A 22,507-nucleotide genomic window follows, 5' to 3' on the forward strand; every position below is an offset into this window, starting at 1 on the left:
ATGCCGATCACGAAAGCCGAGGCGCAAGGGGTGACGCGGGCTTTCGTCCGCGACTACCCCGGCGCGCTGGAGCTGGCCTACAAGTTCCGCGAGGACGCGGCCGAGCTGTACGGGCCGCGAGCGGCCGAGGTGCCGGCCGACATGAAGGGCGGCTACGTGCCCAAGGAGACGCTGCACGCCGGCCGCGCCTACCGTGGCCGCGTGGACGTGCCCTTGCAGAACGTCGAGAGCGCCAGCGACCTACTGATGACGCTGCGGCACGAGGTGCTAGGCCACTACGGGGCCAACACCTTCGCGCCGGGCGAGAAGCGCGCCTTGCTGGACGGCCTGGCGGCCGCCCGCAACGAACCCACCCTCAAGCCGCTATGGGATGACGTGAACCGGCGCTATGCCGGCCAGTCCCTGGACGTGCGCGCCGAGGAAGTGTTTGCCCTGCACTGCGAGGGCATCGAGCCGAGCCAGCACCAGGTCGCCGACCAGGTGCAGCAGCGCGGCCAACAGTCATTCACGGAAACCTGCATCGCCCGCGTGCGGCCCATGCAGGCCGACGACCTGCACAACATCGTGTGCATGGTCGCCCAGGGCCTGCGCGACCGTTCCCGGACACAGCAGAACTTCCCTCAGTTCAACGAGCTATTCCGAAGGGACGAGAACATGGAGCCGAAGAAGCCGTTTCACGAAGTCGTGGCCGAAAAGCTGATCGAGCAGCTCAAGGCCGGCACCGCACCGTGGCAAAAGCCGTGGGAGCCGGGCGAACCCAACGCCTACCTGCCGATGAACCCGACCACCGGCAAGCGGTACAAAGGGATCAACGCCATCCACCTGATGGCCCAGGGCCGCAGCGATGCGCGCTGGATGACCTACAAGCAGGCCGCCGCCGTGGGCGCGCAGGTTCGCAAGGGCGAGAAAGGCACGCCGGTTCAATACTGGAAGTTCAGCGAAGAGCAAGACAAGCTGGACGACAGCGGCCGGCCCGTCCTCGATGCGAAGGGCCAGCCGGTCAAGGAAACCGTCATGCTGGAGCGGCCGCGCGTGTTCTTTGCGACCGTGTTCAACGGCGAGCAGATCGACGGCCTGCCGCCGCTCCAGCCGAAGAAGGAACAGACTTGGAACGCCGTCGAGCGCGCCGAGCACATCCTGAAAGCCTCGGGCGCGACGATCACCCACGCCGCCGGTGATCGGGCGTTCTACCGCCCTTCGACCGACAGCATCACCCTGCCGGAGCGCGGCCAGTTCCCCAGCTCCGACCGCTACTACGCGACCGCGCTGCACGAGCTGGGCCACTGGACGGGCCACGCTTCGCGCCTTGACCGCGACCTGGCGCACCCGTTCGGGAGCGAGGGGTACGCCAAGGAAGAGCTGCGCGCCGAGATCGCTTCCATGATCGTCGGCGACGAGCTGGGCATCGGCCACGATCCGGGCCAGCACGCCGCCTATGTGGGTTCGTGGATCAAGGCGCTGCAAGACGAGCCGCTGGAGGTGTTCCGCGCGGCCGCCGATGCCGAGAAGATTCACGACTACGTGCTGGCCTTCGAGCAGAAGCAGGTTCAGGAGCAAGACCAGCAGCAGAGCCAGGCCCAGGACGAAGCCGTGGCCCAGGCCCTGGCCGTGGACATTGCCGAAGTCCTGGACAACCCGGACGTGTCTTTCAGCCACTACCAGGCATTCCAGGGCGACACCCTGGAAGACGCCTTGCGCAGCCGTGGCCTCGAAACCGTGGGCAGCATCACCGGCACCGATCCCGAGCAGTTCTACGCGGTCGCGCATGACCGGCTGTCGCCGGTGTTCGGCATCGACCCGAGCCACACCGACACCGACAACGCCTACCTGGAGCGCAAGGGCTTGGCGCAAGAGTTCGCCAACATGGCCGAACAGCTCCACCTCGCGCAGCAGCTCCAGCAGCACGGCGAACAGATCGTGTCGAGCATCGACGCCGAAGCCAGGTGGAGCGACGGCCAGCGCATCTTTGCGTTCCACGACCAGGACGGTGAACCCCACCAGGTTCGCAGCCTGGACGAGCTGAACAACTACGCGCCCGACCAGTTGATGGCCCTGCCGGCGCTGACCCAGCAGCAAGCGGCCGTCGCAGACCAGGAGGCGAACATGACCCCACCGACCAACGACCAGGCGGCCGCCCTGCTGGCCGCCCATCCTGCCGACGCGGTGCAGGGCATCGAGCAGGCCGCCGCCGCGCGCCGGCAGCTCGCCGCCGGCGAGATCGACGGCCAGGCGTTCGCCGACGCGACCCGTCAACACCTTGGCGTTGAGCTGCCGCCCGACTGGAGCGGAGAGCTGCGCATCGTCGGCGTGGCCGAGCAGGACGGCCAGACCGTCGATGCCGCCCAGGCCGGCATCGAGCCGCAGGCGTTCCAGGTCTACGCGCGCAAGGCCGATGCGCAGTTCGGCGAGGACGCCTTTGCCTTCGTCGCCGGCACCCGCACCGAGGGCCAGGCCGAGGCTCTGGCCGAGCGCCTGCACCTGGTCGATGCGCTGGGCACCGACAACCAGCACGAGCGCGCCGCCAAGCTGGCCCGCGTGCAGGAAGAGCGTGTACGGCGCGACCCCAACGCGACCGAAGAGGACATTTCAGCCGCTAAAGAGGCACGCAAGACCGCCGAGGCGTCGGCCATGCTCAACGACAGCGACGCGCAGCGCCGCGCGGCCGAGCTGGAGCGCCAGGAACGCGAGCGGCAGCAGGCGCAGCCGCAGGCCGAGAAGCCCGAACGGCAGTACATCAACGTGCCGTACAAGGAGAAGGACGAGGCCAAGAGCCTCGGGGCGCGTTGGGATCGGCAGCAACAGTCCTGGTACGTGCCGCCGGGCACCGATGCCGCTCCCTTCGCCAAATGGGCGCAGGGAGCCGCTACAGCGGCCGTAGAGCCGCGTTCGGCCCAGCCGGCACCCGAAGCCCAGGGCGAGGCGCAGAAGCCCGCGCAGCAGGCCCAGCAGGCCCGCCAGTACCTGGCCGTGCCCTACGAGCAGCGCAACGCGGCCAAGGCCGCCGGCGCGCTTTGGGACAAGGCCGCGAAGTCCTGGTATGTCGGCCCGCGCGCCGACGCGGCGAAGCTCGAACGCTGGAAGCCCGAGAACGTGCAGGCCCAGCAAGGGCCAGCGATGACGCCAAGGGAAGAGTTCGCCGAGGCCATGCGCAGCGCCGGCCTGTTCACCGGCAGCAACGCCCAGGGCGATCACCCGATCATGGATGGCAAGCGGCACCGCGTGCCGGTCGAGGGCGGCAAGAAGGGCGCGCTCGATGGCTTCTACGTGGGCCACCTGGACGGGCACCCGGCCGGGCGGATCATCAACAACAAGACCGGCACGGACATTACCTGGAAGAGCAAGGGCTACGCCTTGAGCGACCAGGAGAAGGCCAAGCTCCAGGCCGAGGCGGCCGAGAAGCTGGCACAGCGAGCCGTCGAGCAGGACAAGGCCCAGGAGGCCACCGCGCAGCGCGTCGGTCGGCAGATGGCCGACCTCGTGCCCATCGAGCAGCCGACGCCCTACCTGCAAGCCAAAGGCATCCAGGCGCAGGCCGGCGTGATGACCGACCGCGAAGGCCAGAAGACCTACATCCCGGCCTTCGACGCAGAGGGCAAGCAATGGACGATGCAATACATCCAGGAGGACGGCACTAAGCGGTTCGCCAAGGACTCGAAGAAGGAAGGATGCTTCCACCCGGTCGGCGGCATGGACGCCCTGGCGGCCGCGCCGGCGCTGGTGATCTCGGAGGGCTACGCCACGGCGGCCCAGGTGGCCGAGGCCGTGGGCCACGCCACGGTCGCCGCCTTCGACAGCGGCAACCTTGAGGCCGTGGCGAAGGCGCTGCACGCCAAGTTCCCGGACAAGCCGGTCATCATCGCCGGCGACGACGACCGGCACCTGGTCATGACCCACGGCAACAACCCCGGCCGGGAGAAGGCCGAGGCGGCCGCCCAGGCCGTGGGCGGCAAGGCGATCTTCCCGATCTTCGCGCCGGCCGAGAACACCTACCCGCGCGACTTGCCCGCCATCACGCCCGACAGCTTCAAGACCCACCTGCGCGCCGAGCAGCGCCTTGCCGACGCCGCCGCCGGCAAGGTCGAGCTGGCCGGCGACGAGGCGGCCAAGCTCAAGGCGTCGATGTTGAGCGGCGCGCAGATCGCGGCGCTGTCCACGATGAAGCAGCACACCGACTTCAACGACTTGGCGCACAAGAGCGAGCTGGGCATCGAGGGCGTGAAGCGGCAGATCGGCGCGGCCATCAGCCAGGTGCAGCGCGACGAGCAGCAGCACCAGGAGCAGAAGCACGTCGAGAAAAAGCAACAGCAGATCGAGCAGCGCCCACGGCGGGCCGCTCGCATCGGATAAGTCGAAAAATCCGGCTAAAGTGGCCGAGCTGCACATCAGGCCGCGCGGTTTTCCTCCCTGATCGCCGGCGCGGTTTCTTCCTCCCTGAACCGCATGCAGACTTGCCGCCTCGGACACCCCGAGGCGGTTTTTTTTCGCCTCGCTCGAGCATCGCCGCATCCGACGATGCCGAGACGACCAGGCCGCGCACGTCGAGCTGCAGCATCGCCATTGCCGACGATGGCACCAGGTCGCCGGCGGTGGCCACCGACCTCGAGCTCGCATCGCCACATCCGACGATGCGCGCCGGCGTCGACCATCGCCAGGTCTGACGATGGCGGCCGCCCTGCCCTGGATCTCGCATCGCCATTTCTGGCGATGAGATCCACGGAGCGGCCATTTAGACCCGCCAATAACGACCCGGCCAAGATAATGTCATTTTCAGAAGACGACTGCACCAGTTCACGAGGCGGGCCGCCCCGTGTGCAGCCGACTTCTGAACGGGCCGTGTCAGCAGTCCTATGCACGAAGTGCCGCAAGGGGCCGGAATTGCTCAGAACTCCCCTGCACGATGCAATCTTGTGATGTAGTCGCATTGCGACTACAATATGGGTATCTGAACCGTTCCCGGAGAATTGCCATGAGCACCACTGCCGATACCTACGTCCGCGCCCGCATCGACACCAACACCAAGGAGCGCGCTGCCAGCGCGCTCGAAGCAATGGGTTTGTCGATTTCCGACGCCATCCGCCTGCTGATGCTGCGCATCGCCGACGAACACCGCCTGCCCTTCGACGTGAAGGTGCCCAATGCCACCACCAAGAAGGCCATTGCCGAGCTGGAAGCAGGCAAGGGCAAGAAGTTCACCAGCGTGGATGACCTGATGGCGGATTTGCATGCGGACGATTGACCATTCCTCCGCGTTCAAACGCGATTACAAGCGCGAGGTCAAGGGCCAACACCGCGCCTCGCTCGATGACGCGCTCAAGCCGGTGCTGGTCGCGCTGGCGACCGATCAGCCCCTTGGTGCGCGCTACCGCGATCACGACCTTTCCGGCGATTGGGCAGGCTACCGGGAATGTCACATCAAGCCCGACCTGTTGCTGATCTACCGCAAGTCCGATTCCGACACCCTGCGACTGGCGCGGCTTGGCTCGCACAGCGAGCTTTTCGGCTGACGCCAGCCGCCCTGTCCGTCAAACGATCCTTAGCCGGTCATGCCGGACACTGTCCGGCAAAGTGTTTGTATAACGGGTTGTCGGACATTAAGATAGGCGGACGGAATAACGGACAAAAGAGGCGGCCAATGGCGATGATCGGCTATGCGCGGGTATCGACGGCGGAACAGGACACCGCCTTGCAGACGGATGCGCTGCGCAAGGCGGGCTGCGAGCGCGTTTTCGAGGACACCGCTTCCGGGGCCAAGGCCGACCGCCCAGGCTTGGCGGATGCGCTGGCCTACCTGCGCGACGGCGACGTGCTGGCCGTCTGGCGGCTGGATCGGCTGGGGCGCTCCATGCCGCACCTGATCGAAACGATAGGCGCGCTGGAAGCGCGTGGCGTCGGCTTCCGGTCTCTGACGGAAGCCATCGACACCACAACGCCGGGCGGACGGCTCATCTTCCATGTGTTCGGTGCGCTGGGCCAGTTCGAGCGTGACTTGATCCGCGAGCGCACCAAGGCCGGGTTGACCGCCGCCGCCGCACGCGGGCGCAAGGGCGGGCGCAAGCCGGTCGTCACCGCCGACAAGTTGCAGCGAGCGCGGGAGCACATCGCCAACGGGCTGAACGTTCGTGAAGCCGCTACGCGGCTCAAGGTGAGCAAGACGGCCCTGTACGCCGCGCTGCAATCCACCAGTGCAGCCGACTCCTGATATTTCGTGCGGTCGTCTTCTGAAAATGACAGATAAATCGCATGACGGCCTTTTTGGCCGGGGGTAGCATGACCGGACACTTTGCGTATACCCAAAATGACCGGAGGAACCCATGACCAGCCGCAACGGCTACTTCCCAGGCAAGACCAAGGCGAAGCGCAGCGCGATCATCACGCCGCGCACCGCCCAGGAAACACAGATTGCGGCCATGCCGCGCCAGTCACGCGCAGCGCGCCAGGCGCTCGCCAAGACGCCACCGCTGCGCGTCGGCGGCGATGGCCTGGTCGAAGGTGCCGACCGCATCATGCGGACGCCGACCGAGCACCAGGCCGCCGGCGTCGCTTTCAAGGTCGCGCGCATCTACTTGCGCGTCAGCACCGACGAGCAGGACTTGACCAGGCAGGCCGCCATCGTAGAGAGCACCAGGGCCGCCGGCTTCTACGTCGCCGGCATCTACCGCGAGAAGGCTTCGGGCGCTCGCGCCGATCGCGCCGAGCTGCTGCGCATGATCGGCGACCTGCAACCCGGTGAAGTCGTCGTTGCGGAGAAGATCGACCGCATCAGCCGCCTGCCGCTGCCCGAGGCCGAACGCCTCGTGGCCTCGATCCGCGCCCAGGGCGCGCGCCTGGCTGTCCCTGGCGTGGTCGATCTATCCGACCTGGCCGCCGAGGCGAAGGGCGTGGCAAAGGTGGTGCTGGAGTCGATCCAGGACATGCTTTTGAAGCTGGCGTTGCAGATGGCCCGCGACGACTACGAGGATCGCCGCGAGCGGCAGCGGCAGGGCGTCGAGCTGGCGAAGGACGCCGGCCGCTACACCGGCCGCAAGGCCAACACAAAGGTGCATGAACGCATCGTGGCGCTGCGCAGCGCAGGCCACAGCATTCCAGAGACGGCCAGGCTGGCCGGGTGCAGTGAAAGCCAGGTCAAGCGCGTATGGGCGCTGCACAACCAGGCGCAGGCGTGACCTACTCGGCCGCCTCCAGCTCGCGCAGGCATTCCATGATCGCCGCCCGCTCCAGCGGATCGAGCTTGGCGAGCTTCGCTTGCCAGCGGGCTTTCTTCCGCTTGATGCGCTCGCGCTCGCGGAAGTTGCTGCCGAGGTAGCGCAGATCGTGCAGCTCGGCCGGCTCGGGGTAGTTCATCCACAGCCGTTCGATAGCGATGCCGCCGCGCGTCATCGCGTTGAAGTCGATGGTTCTCCATGACGCCAAGGGAGAGCTGTCATAGATCGTTGAGCTGTAGCCCGACACCATCACCGCGCACGGCAAGCCGGCCAGCACGTCGAGCAGCCGCACGTGGTCGGCGTCGTCGTATTCGTGGCGGTATAGCTTGCCGCCGCGCCGGCTGTCCATCACGTAGGGCGGATCGGCGTAGACGAACTCGGAGCCGGTGAACTGGTGGGACTCCAGCCAGGCCACGGCGTCGCCGTGGTGCAGCTCCAGGCCGGGCACGTCGAGCTGCTGCCAGACCTCGATCACCTCGGGATCAACGTCGATGCCGACGCTGCGGGCAGCGGGCCGCTTGCGCTCCAGGATGTTGCCGCCGCCCAGGTGCGTTTCGATGTACGTGTCGTGAGGCGGGATGTTGTTGATGATCGTCTGGTAGACGCCGGCACCGCCCTTGCCGCCGGGGTATCTCATGGCCTTCTTCCTGGAGTAAATCGGGACTTGGCCAGCATCGTCAGAAATGGCGATGCTGTCAAGGGAAGCCGGCCGGGCCTGCATCGTCAGAGCCGACGATGCGAAGCTGCTGGAGCGACCTGCAGCACCGCCAGGAATGGCGATGCCGGATCGCTCAGTAGGTGGGGATGTAGACCACCTCAATGTCCACGCGCTGGTTCTCGCGCCGGCCCTCGGCCGTCGAGTTGTCTGCCACGAAATCGGCGGCCGATGCGAAGTTCACCATGATCTTGAGCGGCGAGACGCCGCGCGCCACCAAGTACGACCTGGCCGAGAGCGCACGGCGTAGTGCAAGGGCCTCATCGGCCGCGCTGGGCCGTAGTGTGCTGGTGCGCCCGCTGATGTAGATGATCGCCGCATTCCTAGCGTCGGCCAGCAGCTCCAGGGCCTCTGGCGTCGGCTGGAATGTCGCGCTGCTGTCGGGGAAGGACACCGATACGCCGGACTTGATCGGCGTGCCGAAGTTGCCGGCGTCGCCGGCGGCCAGTGCGCTTTGCGCGCTGACCAGGAACGCCAGAGAGAGGGCCAGAAGAACGGGTTTTCGCATGGGGCAGGACTCCAATCAGAAGAACAGGTAGCCGGCCTTGCTCATGGGGATGCGGATCAACCAGAGCGAGGCCAGGTGCAGCGGGTAATAGGCGTAGAAGGCCCAGCGCAGGCGCGGCACGCGCACATCCACCCGCGAGGCCAGGAAGAGCACCGGCAGGGCTGCCAAGGCCCACAGGTTGCGATTGACGAACCACAGGGCCGCGCAGGCCAGCACCGCGACCGCCGCGGCGGCCCAGCTCGGCCGGCGCGTGTACGACCACACCGCCAGGCCGAAAGCCACGGCCGGCCACCAATATTCGACCGAGCTGCCGCCGACCAGGAACACCACGCCGGCGGCCGCCAGGTGCAGCTTGCCGCCACGTTCGACCAGGTAAGCCGTGGCCGTGACGACCAGCAGCGTGAACATCACGTTGAGCGGCCACCAACCGGCGTACAGGCCGCCGAGGGCCACGAAGGGCACGGAGGCCAGCGCGCCGAACATCGCCAGGCGCGACATGGTGCGGCCGTACACGCCGCGTTCGAGCGTGCCCGGCCGGGCCAGGTTGTAGGCCAGGACGAACACGAAAAGGGGGAGCGCCACGCGGCCGGCCTCGAACAGCACCGGCAGCGTCGCGTTGAACAGGTACTTGTTGACGTGATCGCCGGTCATGAGAACCAGTGCGAGCCACTTCAACGCTTCGACGGTTCCATCAGGAATCCGCAGGGCCTTCATCAGCGCCGGCCCCCGCGAATCGCGTAGGCGCGCAGCACCAGGAAGATGATGTAGAGCGCTGGCAGTGAGAGCACGAAGGCGATGGGCTTGCCGATCCACGCCGGCAGCGCCCACAGCAGAAGGCCCAAGGCGAAGATCGGGCCGAGGCCCAGCAGAAGCAAATCGAGCTGGTTCTTGGCCTGTCCTTCCGCCCACTTGCAATAGGCTTGAAGCAACCGGCCGACGCCCAGCGTATACCGCATCATGAAGGCGTGGAATTTGTCCATGTTTAGCCGCTAAATCGGAAGAGCCGGCCTACTCGGCCGACCCCTCGCGTGAAGTGTTGAAAGACACCGTGCGGGGCACGTAGCCGGCCACCGACACGCTGCGAGCTGCTGCGGCCGCTGGGGCGGCCTGCTGGGGTGCTGGTGCCGGCCTGGCCGCCGGCGTCGCCCGCTGGGCCACCGTCGCGGGCTGGCTGGGCGTCGAGGGCGTGGCCCCGGCCTTCGTCACGTCAAGCGTGACGAACCGAGCTTCGAGCCAATCGGCCCACTTCGACGCCTTGCGCATCAAGTCGGCCCGGTACACCGCGTTGTACTGCGGCGTGCGCGAGTGGTAGTTCGCCGCCTTCGTCCAGAGGTCGCCCTTGTCGTTGCGGATGTGCATCCGCAGCCGCCAGGCGGCCAGGTCGAACGAGTAGCAGCCGGCAGCCGCCACATCGTTCGCCGTGATGCCGTATCGGGCCAGGTCGCCCAGGTACGCGGTGTTGAACTGCATCGGGCCAACGTCATGCGTGCCATTCGAGTTGCGCACCCACTGGCCCGGCTTGCCGCCCTCTTTCTCGGCGACGGCCAACACGATGTTGACCGGCACCTCGTACTTGACGGCGGCCGAGATCGAGCAGACGACGCGCTCCTGGAGCTGCGGCGGCAGATCGGCGAAGAACGGCATGCCCTCCCCTCCCTCAGTTCAGCCAGGACTGACGGCGGCGCTCTTCGTCCTCGCGCCGGATGCGTTCGTTGTACTCGGCCAAGGCGCGGTCATAGTCGCGCGCTTCGACCCAATACCCGCCCCGCTCTGGCGTCCCGACATAGCGCGGCAGCGTGCCGCTGCTGGCGAAGTCGGTGTAGGCGTGGCCGGTGTAGGCCCCGCAGTAGTCAGGCAACTGGTTGCTGATGTACGTGCGCCCATCGTCGTAGCCGCCCGTCCACATCACCAACGTCGAGTTCAGCGACTGCGCGTCGCAACGGCCAGCGCCGCGCGAGATCGCCGACACGAGCGACTGCATTTCCGGCGTCTGGCTCGCCACCGGGCAAAGCTGGAGGAAGTTCAGGCGGGCGCGGATCGTGTCCGACAGCTTGCGCTTCGTGATGTTGAAGTACCGCGACAGCGACGGCGTGCATTCGCTCGGGCGCGTGCCCGACGACAGGCACAGGATCGCCTCGCAGGCCAGGCGCGTGTCGCCGGTCAGCACGTCTTGCGCGCTGGCCGTGCCGGCGGTCGATCCGAGGGCTGCCACGAGGGCGGCCAGGGCAAACAGTTTCTTCTTCATGGTTGGACTCTCCTTGGTTACGCAGTTGTGCCGTCGCGGCCTTGCTCGCGGTTGGCGAACGCAGCTACTTCGGACTCGGGATCGGCATCGGCGGGGCCGCCTGCCAGGCTGTTGTCGCCGAAGCTCGGCGCGGGCTGCTGGTCGGGCACGTCGATGTTCTCGGCCGTGCCGCTTCCTTGCGCCTTGATCGCGGCGGCGATCTTTCCGCCAGTGGTGTCGGCGATCCGCTCGGCTGCGGCTTCGCGCAGCCTCGCGGCTTTGGCCTTGGCAACATCGGCGGTTCCCTTCGCCAAGTTCGCGCCGGCGTCGGCGGCGATGCGGCCGGCCGTGCCGAGGGCCGATGCGGCCGATGCGAGCAAGCCGGGGCCGGTGCTGCCCGGTGCGGCCTGCTGCCCTTGCCCTGCCCCGCCGGCGGGCTTGGGTTCGTTCTTGGCGGCCTTGTCGGCACTGCTGCCGGTGCTGGCCGTCGAGCTGCTGCCCTGGCCGCCGGCGTCGGCTTTGCCGCCGCCCTTATCGCCGCCCTTCGAGCTGCCCGAGCTGCTGCCGGTCGAGGGGCTGCCGCCACCCGACGAAGAGCCACCGCCGGAGCTGCCGCTAAAGCCCGCAGCCTGAGCGAAGGGCGTGCTGCCGGTGCCGGCGTCGCCGCCGCCGCCCGCACCGCCGCCCGAGCTGCCGCCGCCCGAGAAGGCCGACATAACGTCCGTGCCTGCCGACACGTTCTCATTGGCCTTCGAGAAGGCGGCCATGACGGCAGAGGCACCACCGGCGGCCGAGGCTGCGCCGGCGGCCAGAGCGGCGCCGCCGGTCGCGGCCGCTGCTGCTGCCATGCCTGCGGCACCCAACGCAGCGCCTGCACCGAACTGGCCGATGCCGGCACCGCCCACGCTCGCGCCGGTGATGATCCCGGCGATGAGCGGCGGAATCTTGTTGACCAACGCCAAGAGGATGATGACGACGATCAGCATCACGCCCATTTCCTTGAGGCTGATGCCGGCGCTCATGCGCGAGTAGTAGTCATCGAGGAAGGTCTTGCCGATGCCCACCAGGAGCACCATTGCGAAGAGCTGCGCGGCCACGCCCAGGACGACCTTGTAGTAGTTGATCGCCATGTCGGAAGTCCAGCGCGAACCACCGAAGCCGAGGAAGAACACGCCGCCGTAGGCGAGCACCCAGCCCGACGCGAGCAGCAGAAGCATATTCACACCGACCAGGGCCAGGATGACCAGGATCGCCACGGCCATGAGGATGCCGGCCATGCTGTCCACCGGCGACCACACCGAGGACTGATCCATCACCTTGTCGAAGATCGCAAAGCCCACGTCCACGATGCCCGAGGGCGACAGAGCATTGCCCAGGCCCGTCGCGTTGCCGGCGAGCTGCCGCAACGACGCATAGATGGACGAGGCGAAGTTAGGGCCGTTGGTCAGCGCCCACCAGAAGAAGCCGGTAAAGATCGTGAAGCGGACGAACTCCGCGAAGAACTCGCCAATGTCGGCCTTGCGCAAGGCCATCATGCCGAACGTCCAGACCATCGAGATCACAACCAGCGTCCAGAAGAGCCAGGTTGCGGCCGTGGTGATGACACCGGCCCAGCCGCTCGCGGCGGCCTGGTAGCGATCCAGCACGCTATCGAACACGCCGGCGTTGTCGATGGCCGCGTGGGCATCGACCGCGAAGAACGCCAGCCAGACGAACAGCGGCAGGGCGAGGGTTTTTAGATTGGCTGGCATTCTCATCGTCAGCACCTCACCATTCGCGTTTCGGGCTGGGCTTGAAATCCCCACCACGACGCAAGCACAGCGACGAAAAAGCCTGCTGGACGCCCTTGTCCTCGATCTTGGCGATGTTCTCGGGCTTGCAGTTCTCGTCGTTCACTTCCGGCATGGGGGCCGTGGCCGGCTTGTTGTCGCAGCCGGCGACCAAGGCCGCCACGAGGGCGGCCGAGGCCAAGGACAGAGCCTTGATTGCTTTCATGAATCCCCCTTACCAGGTGCGCGCCGGGCTGGCCCGGTAGCTGCCCTGGCGCAGTTGTGCGGCCGCTGCCGCCTGCTGGGCTTCCTTGTCGGCGTCGGCCTGCATCTTGGTTGCCATCGCGTTCTGCTGCGCGATCAGCAGGCCACGAATCTGCAAGAGCTGGTTGGCCTGCTGGCTGGCGAGCTGGTTGGCGTAGCCGATGGCCTGCATTTGGCCCTGCGCGCCCTGCGCTGCCGATTGAAGACGCTGCAACGTCGCTGCATCGGCCGTGAGATTCGTTTGCTGCCTATCGAGGCCCTTGAACAAGGCATCGTTGGCCTTCTTCTGCGACTCGCTCGCGAGCTGGGCCACATTCCGAAGTGCTGCGCGTTCCGCGTCGGAGCACCCTGCCGCCGTAAAGCACGGCGAGTTCTTGTAGTAGTTCACGTCCTGGAACTTGCCGATGTAGCTGTCCAGGCTGCCGAGTTGGGTCTTGTAGTAATCCAGCGTGTTGACCGCGTTCATCAACCCGTTGATGGTCGATTGCGCCTGATCCCAGATATACGCGGCCGGGGCCATCGTGTTCTGGAGTTGGTTTTGATACTGCTGGAGCTGGGTGCTGTACTGCTCAATTTGCTTGAGCGTCTGGGCCACCGATTCGATGGCCGTCATGATGTTCTGCGACAGGTTGGTGCCGTCGATGACGGGGATGCCAGCCTGCACAGGTGTGACCGCCAGCGTGCTCGAAACAGCAATGACGAGGGCCAATTTAGCGGCTAAAAACTTCGGCTTCATGGTGCTTTTCTCCTATGGCGTTAGTAATCGAAGGAACGGTACGGCTTGGAAAACGTCATGTCCTTCGTGACCACGACGTTGAAGCGATACCCCGGCCGAATTTCCAGCGTCGGCGAAATGCTCAGGTTCTTGGCGATGAGTTGCGCCGTAACCTGGCCGAGCTGCTGGCCGAGGGCTTCGCTTAGGGCACTGCTGGCGCTCGGTGCGCCATAGGTGTTTGTGGCCTGGTTCTGGCGTTGGCTGTAGGTGATGCCTGCTGTCACGCCGGACATGAGGAAGGCCGAGCCGAACAGGCGCACATAGTGGTTGTTCACCTGGTCGTGGAAGCCCGCGTATCCCGCGCTGTCCGCGCCTGGCATCGCGCCAATGTCCATCGCCTTGCCATCGGGGAACACGATGCGTTGCCACGCAACCAGCACGCGCGCTTGGCCGTAGGCCACGTCGCTCGAATACGAGCCGACGAGGCGCGATCCCTGCGGGATCAACAGGTGCTTGCCGGTCGGTGTGTCGTACACGTCCTGCGCGACCTGGGCCATGATTTGGCCCGGCAGATCGGAGTTGATGCCCGAAATGAGCGTGGCCGGCACGACGAAGCCCGCGCGCAGCTCGAACGGTGTGCGCGGCGCTTCCGGCTGCGAATCCAGCTTCCAGCGGTCGCCCTGCCCACCTTGGCCGAACTGCGCCATGCTGTTGCGCCCGCCGCCGCTGGTCGAGGTTTGCAGGAGCTGCGGCGCACCGCCCGCGCCCATGCCGCCGGCGGCCGGAGCCGCGCCGCCACCACCGACGCCCATGCCGCGAATCTGCGCCAGGCGTGCTTGATAGGCGGCGGTCGGATCGTTGCTGCGCTGCGCGTCGATTTGCTGCTGCACCGCTGCGATGCGGTTCAGCATTTCATCGCGCGTCTGCGGCGTGCCGGTGTAGGTGCTCGGGCCACCCGGCGCGGAGCCGTTGCTACGCGGGGCATCCACGCGCACGGTGGTCTTGGCCTTCACGGCTTCGCCGAACATCTGCATCTTCGCCATGCGGATGCGCTGGGCCTCGTCGTCGTTCACCGGCTGGCCCGGGTTGCCGGGGTTGGCCGGCGGGGCCGGCGGCGCGTCCGGGTTGGACGGCCGCGCGATCTCCAGCGGAGCCGACGCCGGGCCGGTCGGCATGTCGGGCACCTTGAGCGGGCTTGCCGGCTCGATCAAGCCGCCGGTCTTGTCGCCTGCGATCTCCTTGGCGAACATCGACGTGTTGCCGGCCTTCTCCTTGGGGCCGTCCGCCGGCGCGTTCTGCTTGGCCGCGCGATCCGCCGCGACCAGGGCCATGACCAGCACGAACGACAGCAGGACGCCGCCGAGGATGTACATGGGCATGTTGTTGACGCGACGGACGCCCGCCTTCTTGGACACTTCGCCAGGCGAAGCGTCAGGTGCCATCTGATCGGCGTTTTCTGTCATGGCGTCACTCCTTGCGCACCCAGTACCCGGCCGGCGCGAACGTGCCGTTTTGCGCCAGGTAAGGGCGGGTGATGGATTGATTGCCGACCATCAAGGTCAGGCGGTACAGGTTCGAGTCGCCAGCCTGGTCGAGCACGTAGCGCAACGGCAGGCCGCCCGACGCGGCCGTGGTGGCCGGTGCGCTCGCCTGCGATGCCGCCGAGGCCGGGGCCTGCGTGGAAGCGCCGGCCGGGGCGTACTCCAGGAGGGCATAGCCCTTGTCGCGCAGCGACTTGACGAGCGCCTGGCCGAACGGATCGGGCGTCGGCTGTTGCAGCTCCAGGCGCGTGCGCGCCGGCGCGTACAGCGTGGCGAGCTGCTGCACCGCGTCGGTGGCGAGCTTCTGCTGATCGAGCGCGGCCGACTGGACGAAGTTGCCGTACTGGCTGGTGGTTGCGCAGCCGCCGAGGCCCAGGGCGAGGGCGAGCAGCGCGAGAGAGACGATCTTGCGCATGGTCACTTCCTCCGGCTGATGGTCACGCGGTCTTGGCTACTGCCAACACCGGCAATCAGGATCGCGCGGTCAAACACCGTGTCCACGATGTAGCGATTGCCCTGCACGCGGTAATTGACCAGCACCGTTTCGTCGTCGGTGAACAAGCCGCCCTCTTTGCGCACGACCAGGAGCGTCGGCGCTTCGGTCTGCTGCATCGTGCCGGGCATTTCGATGATGGTCTTGCGGCCATCGTTGTAGACGCGCACAGGCTTCCAGCTCGCCGACCCGGACAGCTCATAGTCGAACGAGAGATCGCCCAGGTACTCGCCCGTCGCCGGCAGGGTGTTGTCGGTGCGTTCCTGCTTCTCGCGGCGCTGGATCGCGTCCCACTTGGCTTGCGCTTCCTCGGGGTACGTGAACGAGACTTGCGGCATGTACTCGGTGCGATGCGAGCGCAGGCGGAAGTGGTAGCTGCGGCGGTTCGTGGTCACAACCAGGCTGGTTTCGAGGCCCACGTCCATCGGCTTGATGATGAGGTGCTGAACCTCGGTCGCGCCGCTGCCGGTGATGGCCGGTTCCACCGTCCACCTGGCCGTGTCGCCCAGGTTGATCGAGTTCACTTGTTCGCCGGGCTGCAAGGCCACGTCGCACACCTGGAGCACCGCGCAAACGATGCTCGGCTGCTGCGCGCCGTACACGAACTTGATGGCACCGCCCGAGCCGGCCACCGGCTTGATGCCCGTCGCCGACCCCGCTTCCCACCGTTTGGCGATGGCGAGCGCCGCGCGCTCTTGAGCGGTCAGCGTCGGGTTGGTCTTGTTGAAATACTTGTCGGCAATGTCGTCGCCAGGGGCGGCCAGAGCCAGGGAGGGCACCGCCACAGCAGCGCCCACGATCAAAGCGGAGAGGGTTTTCTTCATGGTGGATGACCTCGAATTCATTGGATGCGGGACCAGGAGTAATCACGCACGTAGATGCTCAACGGGTTGTTCCGCAGTTGCTCATCGGTGGTGTTGGGCGTGACCTCGGCGATGTAGGTAGTCACGAGCGCGCGCCAGGTGACGGGCTGACCTTTCAGCGTGCCTTGGCGGTCGCGCGTGGTTTCCACCCACTCGACTTGCCAGGTGTCGGGCGTTTGCGGGATGACGGTCTTGATCTCGACGCTGACCATTTCCTTCTCGGCGCGCTTGAACGGGCTGGAATCGGGCGTGCCGTTCAACCACTCGTTCATCTTTGGCGTCGCCGGATCGTTGGGGGCGAGCATCGAGTACGCCTTGAACACGCACTTGCGCTGCAAGGCCACGTCAGGCGACACCATGCGCGCGCAGCTCATCCAGTCCGCAACGGCGGCGTGGATGACACGCGGATCGGCCTTCCCTGCGGCCTGCACCGGGCCGGCGGCCACCGTCTGGCCCAGCTTGTCCACCTCGACCACGTAGGGGATGAACTTCGACTGGCTGCCGATGTGGATCACGCCACCCACGCCGGCCAGCGCGATCAACAGCGACAGGATGCCGATCACCTGCCAGGTTTGGCGCTGCGAGACGACGCCGCCCACGTGATCGTTCCAGGTGCGGCGCGCGGCCAGGTAGGGGTTCTCGGCCTCGCCCGCACGGCGGCCGCCGGCGAGCGGTTCCTTCGAGCGGCGCGGATCGCGCGGCTCGGCGGAGTTGGCGGGCTTCTTGAAGATCAAGCCCTTGAGGGTGTCGGCGATGCTCATGCGGCCTCCAGGTAGTCGTTGAGATTCAGCCCACGGCCGGCCAGCCACTCATGCACCCATTCGTGGCCGAACTTGGCTTCGAGGCTCTTGATGGTGGCGACCGATTCCTTGTCGGACGCACCGACGAAGGCCAGGGCCATCGGCCCCAGGGCAAGGTCATAGAGACGGCGGCCGTTCTCCGAGACGTAGTAGTACTGACGCTTCGGAATGGCAGTCGCCAGGATTTCGATCTGACGCGCGTTGAGGCCCATACGGCGATAGAGCGCCGATGTGTCCTCATCCCTGGCGTAGACGTTGGGCAGGAAAATCTTGGTCGCGGTCGATTCCACGATCACGTCCAAGATGCCCGAGTTGGCCGCGTCGGAGAGGCTTTGCGTCGCCATCAGCACAAGGCAGTTGGCCTTGCGCAGCACCTTGAGCCATTCCCTGATCTTGGCGCGGAACGCGGGGTGGCCCAGCATCAACCAGGCTTCGTCCAGGATGATGACGGAGGGCTGGCCTTTCAGTGCGCGCTCGATGCGGCGGAACAGGTAGAGCAGCACCGGCAGCGCGAACTTCTCGCCCAGGTTCATCAGCTCTTCGATCTCGAACACCGTGAAGTCGGACAGCGACAGGCCGTCCTCTTCGGCGTCGAGCAGGTGGCCCATCGAGCCGTCCACCGTGTACTGCTTGATGGCCTCGCGGATCGCCTCGTCCTGAATCGTCACCGAGAACTCGGAGAGCGTGCGCGCGCCGCTGGCGTGCATGCTCATGATCGCGTTGCCGATCTCGTTGCGCTGCGCCGGCGTGGTGTTGACGCCGTTCAACGCCAGGATGGTGTCGATCCACTCCATCGCCCAGGCCCTATCCCCCTTCGTTTCGAGGAACTGGAGCGGGCAGAACGCCAGGCGGTCATCGTCGGCGGCCACCGTGAAATGCAGGCCGCTCTTGCCCTTCGTGGCCGCGCGGATGCCGGCCGCGAGTGGGTACATCGACATGCCCTTGTCGAAGGCGTAGATCGACATGCCGGCGTAGCGACGGAGCTGCGCGGCGATGATGCCCAGGTGCGTCGATTTGCCTGCGCCGGTCGGGCCGAACATGAAGGTGTGGCCCAGGTCGCGCACGTGCAGGTTCAGGCGGAACGGCGTAGCGCCCACCGTCACGCAGTGCATGAGCGCCGGCGACAGCGGCGGGTACATCGGGCACGGAGCCGTGGCGCTGCCCGTCCAGATCGAGCTTGTCGGCAGCAGGTCGGCCAGGTTCATCGTGTTGATGAGCGGCCGGCGCACGTTCTCGACGCCGTGGCCGGGCAAGCTGCCCAGGTACGCATCGAGCGTGTTGATCGTCTCGATACGGGCCGCGAAGGCCAGGCGGTTGACGGCCTTCTCGACCAGGAGCGCGGAGGCCGCCAGGCGCTCCCGATCCTCGTCCATCAGCACGACCACGCTGGTGTAGTAGCCGGCCGCCACCAAGCCGCTGTTGACCTCGGCGATGGCCGCCTCGGCGTCGCCGACCATCGCGGCCGCGTCCTGGTTGATCGAGCCGGTATTCGTGTTGAACACCTGATCGAAGAAGCCGCGAATCTTCTGCTTCCACTTCTTGCGGAACTTGTCCAGGTGCTTCAAGGACTCGTGCTGATCCATGAAGATGAAGCGGCTCGACCAGCGGTATTCGCTGGGCAGCTCGGCCAGGGCCGAGAGCACCCCAGGCGTTGACTCCAAGGGGAAGCCTTCGATGGCGACCACCTGGATGAACTTGCGCCCGATCTTGGGCACGACGCCGCCCCACAGCTCTTGCCCGCCGATTACCGCATCGAGGTACATCGGATTGCTGGGCAGCATGACCGGGTGATGGAGGCCCGTCACGCAGAACTGCAACCAGCTCAGGAAGTCATCGTGCGTGACTTCCCTGCCCTCTTCCGACACGACTTTTTGGCCGCGCAGGCGCGTCATCTTGACCGCCGAGGACAGGCGCGATTCCAGGCTGGTGATCTCGCGCTTGAACTGCGCAATCAGGCCCGTAGTGCGCGCCGTATGGTCGGGAGCCACCGCATCGTCATCGAACATGAGTTCGACAAACTTGCGCTGGGCCAGTACTGGCGGGAACCACGTGACGGTCAGGACAAAGTAGCCCTCGAACATCGCGCCCAGGCCCTCGAACAAGCGCCGGCGTTCCTCGTCAATGGCGAAGGAAACGGAGTCGGGGAACGATGACACGCCCCGCTCCGAGTAGTTCGGCGCAGGCCGACGCACAGCATCGACATGCACCATCCAGCCGTTCCCCAGGCCCGCCAGGGCCTGGTTGATGCGGAACGACACCATTTCCCGCTGTTCCTCGGTGCTGCTGGCGTTGTCATCCCCCTTGTACAGCCAGGCGGCCATAAAGGAGCCGTTCTTGCCCACGATCACGCCGTCATCGACCACGGCGGCGTAATTGAGCAGATCGGCCAGGCCGGCATCCTTGGCGCGATGCTTCTTGAGCTTCAGCTCGGCATCGACAGCCCGGATGCGGGCAAAGAGGATGAGCAACAGAACCGCACCGAGCACAGCAATGGCAATTGCGATTGCTTCGATCATTTGTATTGCTTCCCTTGACTCGGCGTGTTGTCACGGAAGGGCGTGCTGCGAGCCGGGTAGTACGGCTTGTACCGGCGGTGCCGCAGGTACACGTGTCGCAGCTTCGGATCGGCCTTCGCCATGAGGCGCAGCGCGAAGAGCGCGCCGAACCACAAGGCGATGCCGAACACCGTTGCCCTCACTTCTTGGGCGCTGAAAATCAGCGCGCCGGCCAGCAGGCCCGAGAACATCACCAGCTCACGATCCCCGCCCATGAACAGGTTTTCTCGGTTGCCGGCCCTACGGATGGGGATCGCGCGCAGAGCCATGACTTACCCCGCGATGTGGCCGCGCTCGGCCCAGCGCATGACGGCTTCGCCGGGGAAGCCGGCCACGTCCAGCGCGGCGACCTTGACCTGGTGCAGCGCGCCATCGGTCAGGGCGGCGATTTCCGCGCCACGGCCGAAGAACGTGCTCATCATGTTCTGCGCGCCGACCAGCAGGGCCATGACCAGGACGATGAAGATCAACGTGCGGAAGAAGCCGTTGAGTTCGCCGCCGAAGATGAGGATGCCGCCGGCGACCACGATGCCGATGATCGACAGCGCGAAGGCCACCGGGCCGGTGACGGAGTTGCGGAGGTTGGTCAGCCAGCTCTCATACGGCAGAGAGCCGCCGGTGCCCTCGGAGGCGAATGCGTGCTGGGGGGCCAGCAGGAAGAACGCCAGGAGGGCGAAGAGGCCCATGTAGAACAGGGCGTTGCGGTTGAGGCGGAATGCCGGGAAGGTTGCTTGCATTGGTCGTAACTCCTAGTCAGAGGGTTTTGGTGATGTACTGGCCGTTGGCGAACCCGGAAACCTCCAAGATTTCCTGGATGCGCCGCGAGCCTTCGACGCGGGCGATATGAACAACCACGTGAACCGCCTCGCCGATAAGCGGTTCAATGGGTTTCGGGGAATCGGGGTGCATGCTGATGAGCATGGCGAGCCGATCCAATCCAGCTTTGGCGTTGTTTGCGTGCAGGGTTGCAGCACCTCCTTCGTGCCCGGTGTTCCAGGCCATCAACAGATCAAGGGCTTCGGGGCCGCGCACCTCGCCGACCAGGATTCGGTCGGGGCGCATGCGGAGGGTGGTTTTCAGCAGCGCCGTCATGTTCACGTCGATGCTGGTGTGGTACTGGACGTAGTTCTCGGCGGCGCACTGGATTTCGCCGGTGTCCTCGATGATGAAAACCCGCTCGGTCGGGTCTTGAATCACCATCTCGTTGATGATCGCGTTCACCAGCGTGGTCTTGCCCGAGCCGGTGCCGCCGATCACAAGGATGTTCCGGTGCGCGCGCACCGCTGCAATCAATGCCTCGCGCTGCGGCGCGGTCATGATTCCGCGTTCGACGTACTGATCGAGCGTGAAGATGGCGACGGCCTTCTTCCGAATGGCGAAGGTGGGTGCGGGCACAACCGGCGGGAGCTGGCCGGCGAAGCGACTGCCATCAAGGGGCAGCTCGCCTTCCAGGATCGGCTTGGAGCGCGTGACTTCCTTGCCGTGGTAGCCCGCGATGGTTTCGATGATGGCTTGCGCCTGCGCGACGCGCAGCGTGCCGATGCACTTCATCGGCTCGCCCAGGCGTTCGAGCCAGAGCTTGCCGTCCGCGTTGAGCATGATTTCAACGGTCTTGGGATCGTTGAGGGCGGCCAGCAGCTCCGGCCCCATGTCGCGTTCGAGCTTCTTCTTCGCCCGTTCCTTGATGCTGTTGTGTTCTGGTTTCTGGTCGGTCATTCCGTATGCCCTGTATGCCGTTGCGTTTCGCGCATTCTACACAGGTTCATACGATATACCGAACTAATTTCGACCGCAACACCGAAGCGCACAAGGGTGACTTCGGCCGCGACGTTGCATCGCGGATTGCAGGGGCGAAAGAGGCGACAACGCGGCGCATGCTCCGTGCGCCCTCGCGCCGAACCCGTGGCGTTTGCGTTATGGGTTGTCCGGGGGTTGAGCCACCCCGGCGGGCTTTAGCGGCTAAAACTTGGCTGGCTCTTGTGGCTCAGTTCCGCGCCGCTTCCCTTCCCTTCTCACATCCTGGCGTCAACTCCCCCTAAGTTTCTTCCTTGTCGCTTCGCCCCACTTCTTGACGATGAACGCCTGGTGTTCTGGCAGCACGGCCGCCACGCGCTCGAAGCCTGGCGGCAGGCTTCGGGGTGCCTTGCCGCCGGCCAGGGCGTCAAGGGCTTCTTTGTCCAGGTCGGTCGATTCAAGCAGGAGCGGCAGGGGAGTTTCAAGGGCCTGCGCAATGTCCTCCATCACCTTTAGGGAGGGGTTGGCTTTGCCAGTAGTGAGATCGGAAAGGAAGGAGATCGAAACCCCCGACCTGTCCGATAGCTCCTTTTTCGTCATGTGCCGCTCATCGAGCAGCCGGAGCACGTTCGTGAAGAAGATGTAGTTGTACAAGGCCCGTATGCCTTCTCGGTGCGGGCGGCAGAAAATTTTAGCCGCTAAAGTTCTTGACCACGGACGCAGGTTTAGCTAAACTGACGACTCCATTAGCGAAAGGAGCATGACGAATGAGCCACAACCTGTTCCAGTTTATCGGTAATCTTACCCGCGATACCGACGTTCGCCATAGCGAAAACAGCGCCCGCGCCGTTTTCGACCTGGCTGTCAATCGCGTGTGGCGCAACGCAGCCGGTGCGAAGCAGGAGCAGACGGACTTCTTCCGCATCAAGTCGTTCGGCGGCCTGGCCGAGAACGCGGGCAAGTACCTGGGCAAAGGCTCCAAGGTGTTCGTCCAGGGCCGCATCGAGCCGACGAAGTACGAGAAGGACGGCAAGACCGAATACGGGTTCGATTTCATCGCCGAGGAAATCGAATACCTGGACACCAAAGCGCCAGGCGGCGGCCAGTAAGGCCAGGCCCGGCCA

24 protein-coding genes are annotated in these 22,507 nt (G+C 65.8%); 6 read left to right on the plus strand and 18 right to left on the minus strand.

All coding sequences use genetic code 11. The features are described from left to right. From ACGHX3_RS20815 to ACGHX3_RS20835, 5 genes are all read left to right on the plus strand, one after another. Nucleotides 1-4,347, plus strand: a complete 4,347-nt coding sequence (locus tag ACGHX3_RS20815) for a zincin-like metallopeptidase domain-containing protein (RefSeq protein WP_011117147.1) — start codon at nt 1-3, stop codon at nt 4,345-4,347. Between the two features lie 619 nt (nt 4,348-4,966). Beyond that, nucleotides 4,967-5,236 carry a type II toxin-antitoxin system RelB/DinJ family antitoxin gene (locus tag ACGHX3_RS20820; RefSeq protein ID WP_017518824.1) on the plus strand — a complete coding sequence of 90 codons (270 nt, stop codon included), beginning with the start codon at nt 4,967-4,969 and terminating at the stop codon, nt 5,234-5,236. Next, a complete protein-coding gene (locus ACGHX3_RS20825) occupies nt 5,223-5,504 on the plus strand; it encodes a type II toxin-antitoxin system YafQ family toxin (protein ID WP_394697562.1) in 282 nt (93 codons plus the stop codon). Before ACGHX3_RS20820 ends, ACGHX3_RS20825 begins: the two co-directional genes overlap by 14 nt. Nucleotides 5,505-5,632: 128 nt before the next feature. After that, entirely contained in the window at nt 5,633-6,199 is a 567-nt protein-coding gene (locus ACGHX3_RS20830) for a recombinase family protein (RefSeq protein ID WP_394697563.1), read from the plus strand. A gap of 112 nt (nt 6,200-6,311) precedes the next feature. Beyond that, on the plus strand, nt 6,312-7,163 hold the full coding sequence (locus ACGHX3_RS20835; RefSeq protein WP_011296189.1) for a recombinase family protein: 852 nt from the start codon (nt 6,312-6,314) through the stop codon (nt 7,161-7,163). Nucleotide 7,164: 1 nt separating this feature from the next. Here the strand turns inward: ACGHX3_RS20835 and ACGHX3_RS20840 are convergent, their stop codons facing one another. The 18 genes from ACGHX3_RS20840 to ACGHX3_RS20925 all read right to left on the minus strand — a co-directional run bounded on the left by ACGHX3_RS20840 (nt 7,165) and on the right by ACGHX3_RS20925 (nt 22,037). Next, nucleotides 7,165-7,839, minus strand: a complete 675-nt coding sequence (locus ACGHX3_RS20840; RefSeq protein WP_011178411.1) for a DNA methylase — start codon at nt 7,837-7,839, stop codon at nt 7,165-7,167. Nucleotides 7,840-7,993: 154 nt separating this feature from the next. Next, nucleotides 7,994-8,425, minus strand: coding sequence for an OmpA family protein (locus ACGHX3_RS20845; protein ID WP_001665065.1), 432 nt, complete (start codon nt 8,423-8,425; stop codon nt 7,994-7,996). Between the two features lie 15 nt (nt 8,426-8,440). Continuing rightward, on the minus strand, nt 8,441-9,139 hold the full coding sequence (locus ACGHX3_RS20850) for a TraX family protein (protein WP_011114053.1): 699 nt from the start codon (nt 9,137-9,139) through the stop codon (nt 8,441-8,443). Beyond that, nucleotides 9,139-9,405 (minus strand): hypothetical protein, encoded by a 267-nt coding sequence (locus ACGHX3_RS20855; protein ID WP_010890140.1) that lies wholly within the window; start codon nt 9,403-9,405, stop codon nt 9,139-9,141. The genes ACGHX3_RS20850 and ACGHX3_RS20855 overlap by 1 nt, the downstream gene beginning before the upstream one ends. A 28-nt stretch (nt 9,406-9,433) precedes the next feature. Beyond that, entirely contained in the window at nt 9,434-10,069 is a 636-nt protein-coding gene (locus tag ACGHX3_RS20860) for a transglycosylase SLT domain-containing protein (RefSeq protein ID WP_011114052.1), read from the minus strand. A gap of 13 nt (nt 10,070-10,082) precedes the next feature. Next, the gene (locus ACGHX3_RS20865) at nt 10,083-10,670 is read right to left on the minus strand and encodes a TrbM/KikA/MpfK family conjugal transfer protein (RefSeq protein WP_010890138.1); all 588 of its coding nucleotides are present in this window, start codon (nt 10,668-10,670) and stop codon (nt 10,083-10,085) included. 17 nt (nt 10,671-10,687) lie between these two features. Further along, complete coding sequence (gene trbL, locus ACGHX3_RS20870; protein WP_027814021.1) at nt 10,688-12,406, minus strand: P-type conjugative transfer protein TrbL; 1,719 nt, start codon at nt 12,404-12,406, stop codon at nt 10,688-10,690. A 10-nt stretch (nt 12,407-12,416) separates the two neighbouring features. After that, complete coding sequence (gene trbK / locus ACGHX3_RS20875) at nt 12,417-12,644, minus strand: entry exclusion lipoprotein TrbK (RefSeq protein WP_000644148.1); 228 nt, start codon at nt 12,642-12,644, stop codon at nt 12,417-12,419. A gap of 9 nt (nt 12,645-12,653) precedes the next feature. After that, on the minus strand, nt 12,654-13,418 hold the full coding sequence (gene trbJ / locus ACGHX3_RS20880) for a P-type conjugative transfer protein TrbJ (protein ID WP_010890135.1): 765 nt from the start codon (nt 13,416-13,418) through the stop codon (nt 12,654-12,656). A 20-nt stretch (nt 13,419-13,438) separates the two neighbouring features. Then, on the minus strand, nt 13,439-14,860 hold the full coding sequence (locus ACGHX3_RS20885; RefSeq protein WP_011114050.1) for a TrbI/VirB10 family protein: 1,422 nt from the start codon (nt 14,858-14,860) through the stop codon (nt 13,439-13,441). A 4-nt stretch (nt 14,861-14,864) separates the two neighbouring features. Next, on the minus strand, nt 14,865-15,353 hold the full coding sequence (locus ACGHX3_RS20890; RefSeq protein WP_006122479.1) for a conjugal transfer protein TrbH: 489 nt from the start codon (nt 15,351-15,353) through the stop codon (nt 14,865-14,867). Between the two features lie 2 nt (nt 15,354-15,355). Further along, nucleotides 15,356-16,255, minus strand: coding sequence for a P-type conjugative transfer protein TrbG (trbG, locus tag ACGHX3_RS20895; RefSeq protein ID WP_006122480.1), 900 nt, complete (start codon nt 16,253-16,255; stop codon nt 15,356-15,358). Nucleotides 16,256-16,272: 17 nt separating this feature from the next. Next, nucleotides 16,273-17,055 (minus strand): conjugal transfer protein TrbF, encoded by a 783-nt coding sequence (locus tag ACGHX3_RS20900; RefSeq protein ID WP_006122481.1) that lies wholly within the window; start codon nt 17,053-17,055, stop codon nt 16,273-16,275. Further along, a complete protein-coding gene (locus ACGHX3_RS20905) occupies nt 17,052-19,610 on the minus strand; it encodes a VirB4 family type IV secretion/conjugal transfer ATPase (protein WP_011114047.1) in 2,559 nt (852 codons plus the stop codon). Before ACGHX3_RS20905 ends, ACGHX3_RS20900 begins: the two co-directional genes overlap by 4 nt. Further along, nucleotides 19,607-19,918: a conjugal transfer protein TrbD gene (locus ACGHX3_RS20910; protein WP_001207961.1), complete on the minus strand. Its 312-nt coding sequence runs from the start codon at nt 19,916-19,918 to the stop codon at nt 19,607-19,609. The genes ACGHX3_RS20905 and ACGHX3_RS20910 overlap by 4 nt, the downstream gene beginning before the upstream one ends. Before the next feature lie 3 nt (nt 19,919-19,921). Further along, the gene (gene trbC, locus ACGHX3_RS20915; RefSeq protein WP_011114046.1) at nt 19,922-20,386 is read right to left on the minus strand and encodes a conjugal transfer system pilin TrbC; all 465 of its coding nucleotides are present in this window, start codon (nt 20,384-20,386) and stop codon (nt 19,922-19,924) included. 16 nt (nt 20,387-20,402) lie between these two features. Further along, a complete protein-coding gene (gene trbB, locus ACGHX3_RS20920; RefSeq protein WP_000132020.1) occupies nt 20,403-21,365 on the minus strand; it encodes a P-type conjugative transfer ATPase TrbB in 963 nt (320 codons plus the stop codon). Between the two features lie 309 nt (nt 21,366-21,674). After that, entirely contained in the window at nt 21,675-22,037 is a 363-nt protein-coding gene (locus ACGHX3_RS20925) for a transcriptional regulator (RefSeq protein ID WP_010890126.1), read from the minus strand. 113 nt (nt 22,038-22,150) lie between these two features. Here ACGHX3_RS20925 and ACGHX3_RS20930 point away from each other — a divergent pair, with 113 nt between their 5' ends. Continuing rightward, nucleotides 22,151-22,492, plus strand: a complete 342-nt coding sequence (locus tag ACGHX3_RS20930; protein ID WP_000019167.1) for a single-stranded DNA-binding protein — start codon at nt 22,151-22,153, stop codon at nt 22,490-22,492. Nucleotides 22,493-22,507: the final 15 nt, after the last annotated feature.

Source organism: Pseudoxanthomonas japonensis, assembly GCF_043632995.1.
In the GTDB taxonomy this organism is placed as follows: domain Bacteria; phylum Pseudomonadota; class Gammaproteobacteria; order Xanthomonadales; family Xanthomonadaceae; genus Pseudoxanthomonas_A; species Pseudoxanthomonas_A japonensis.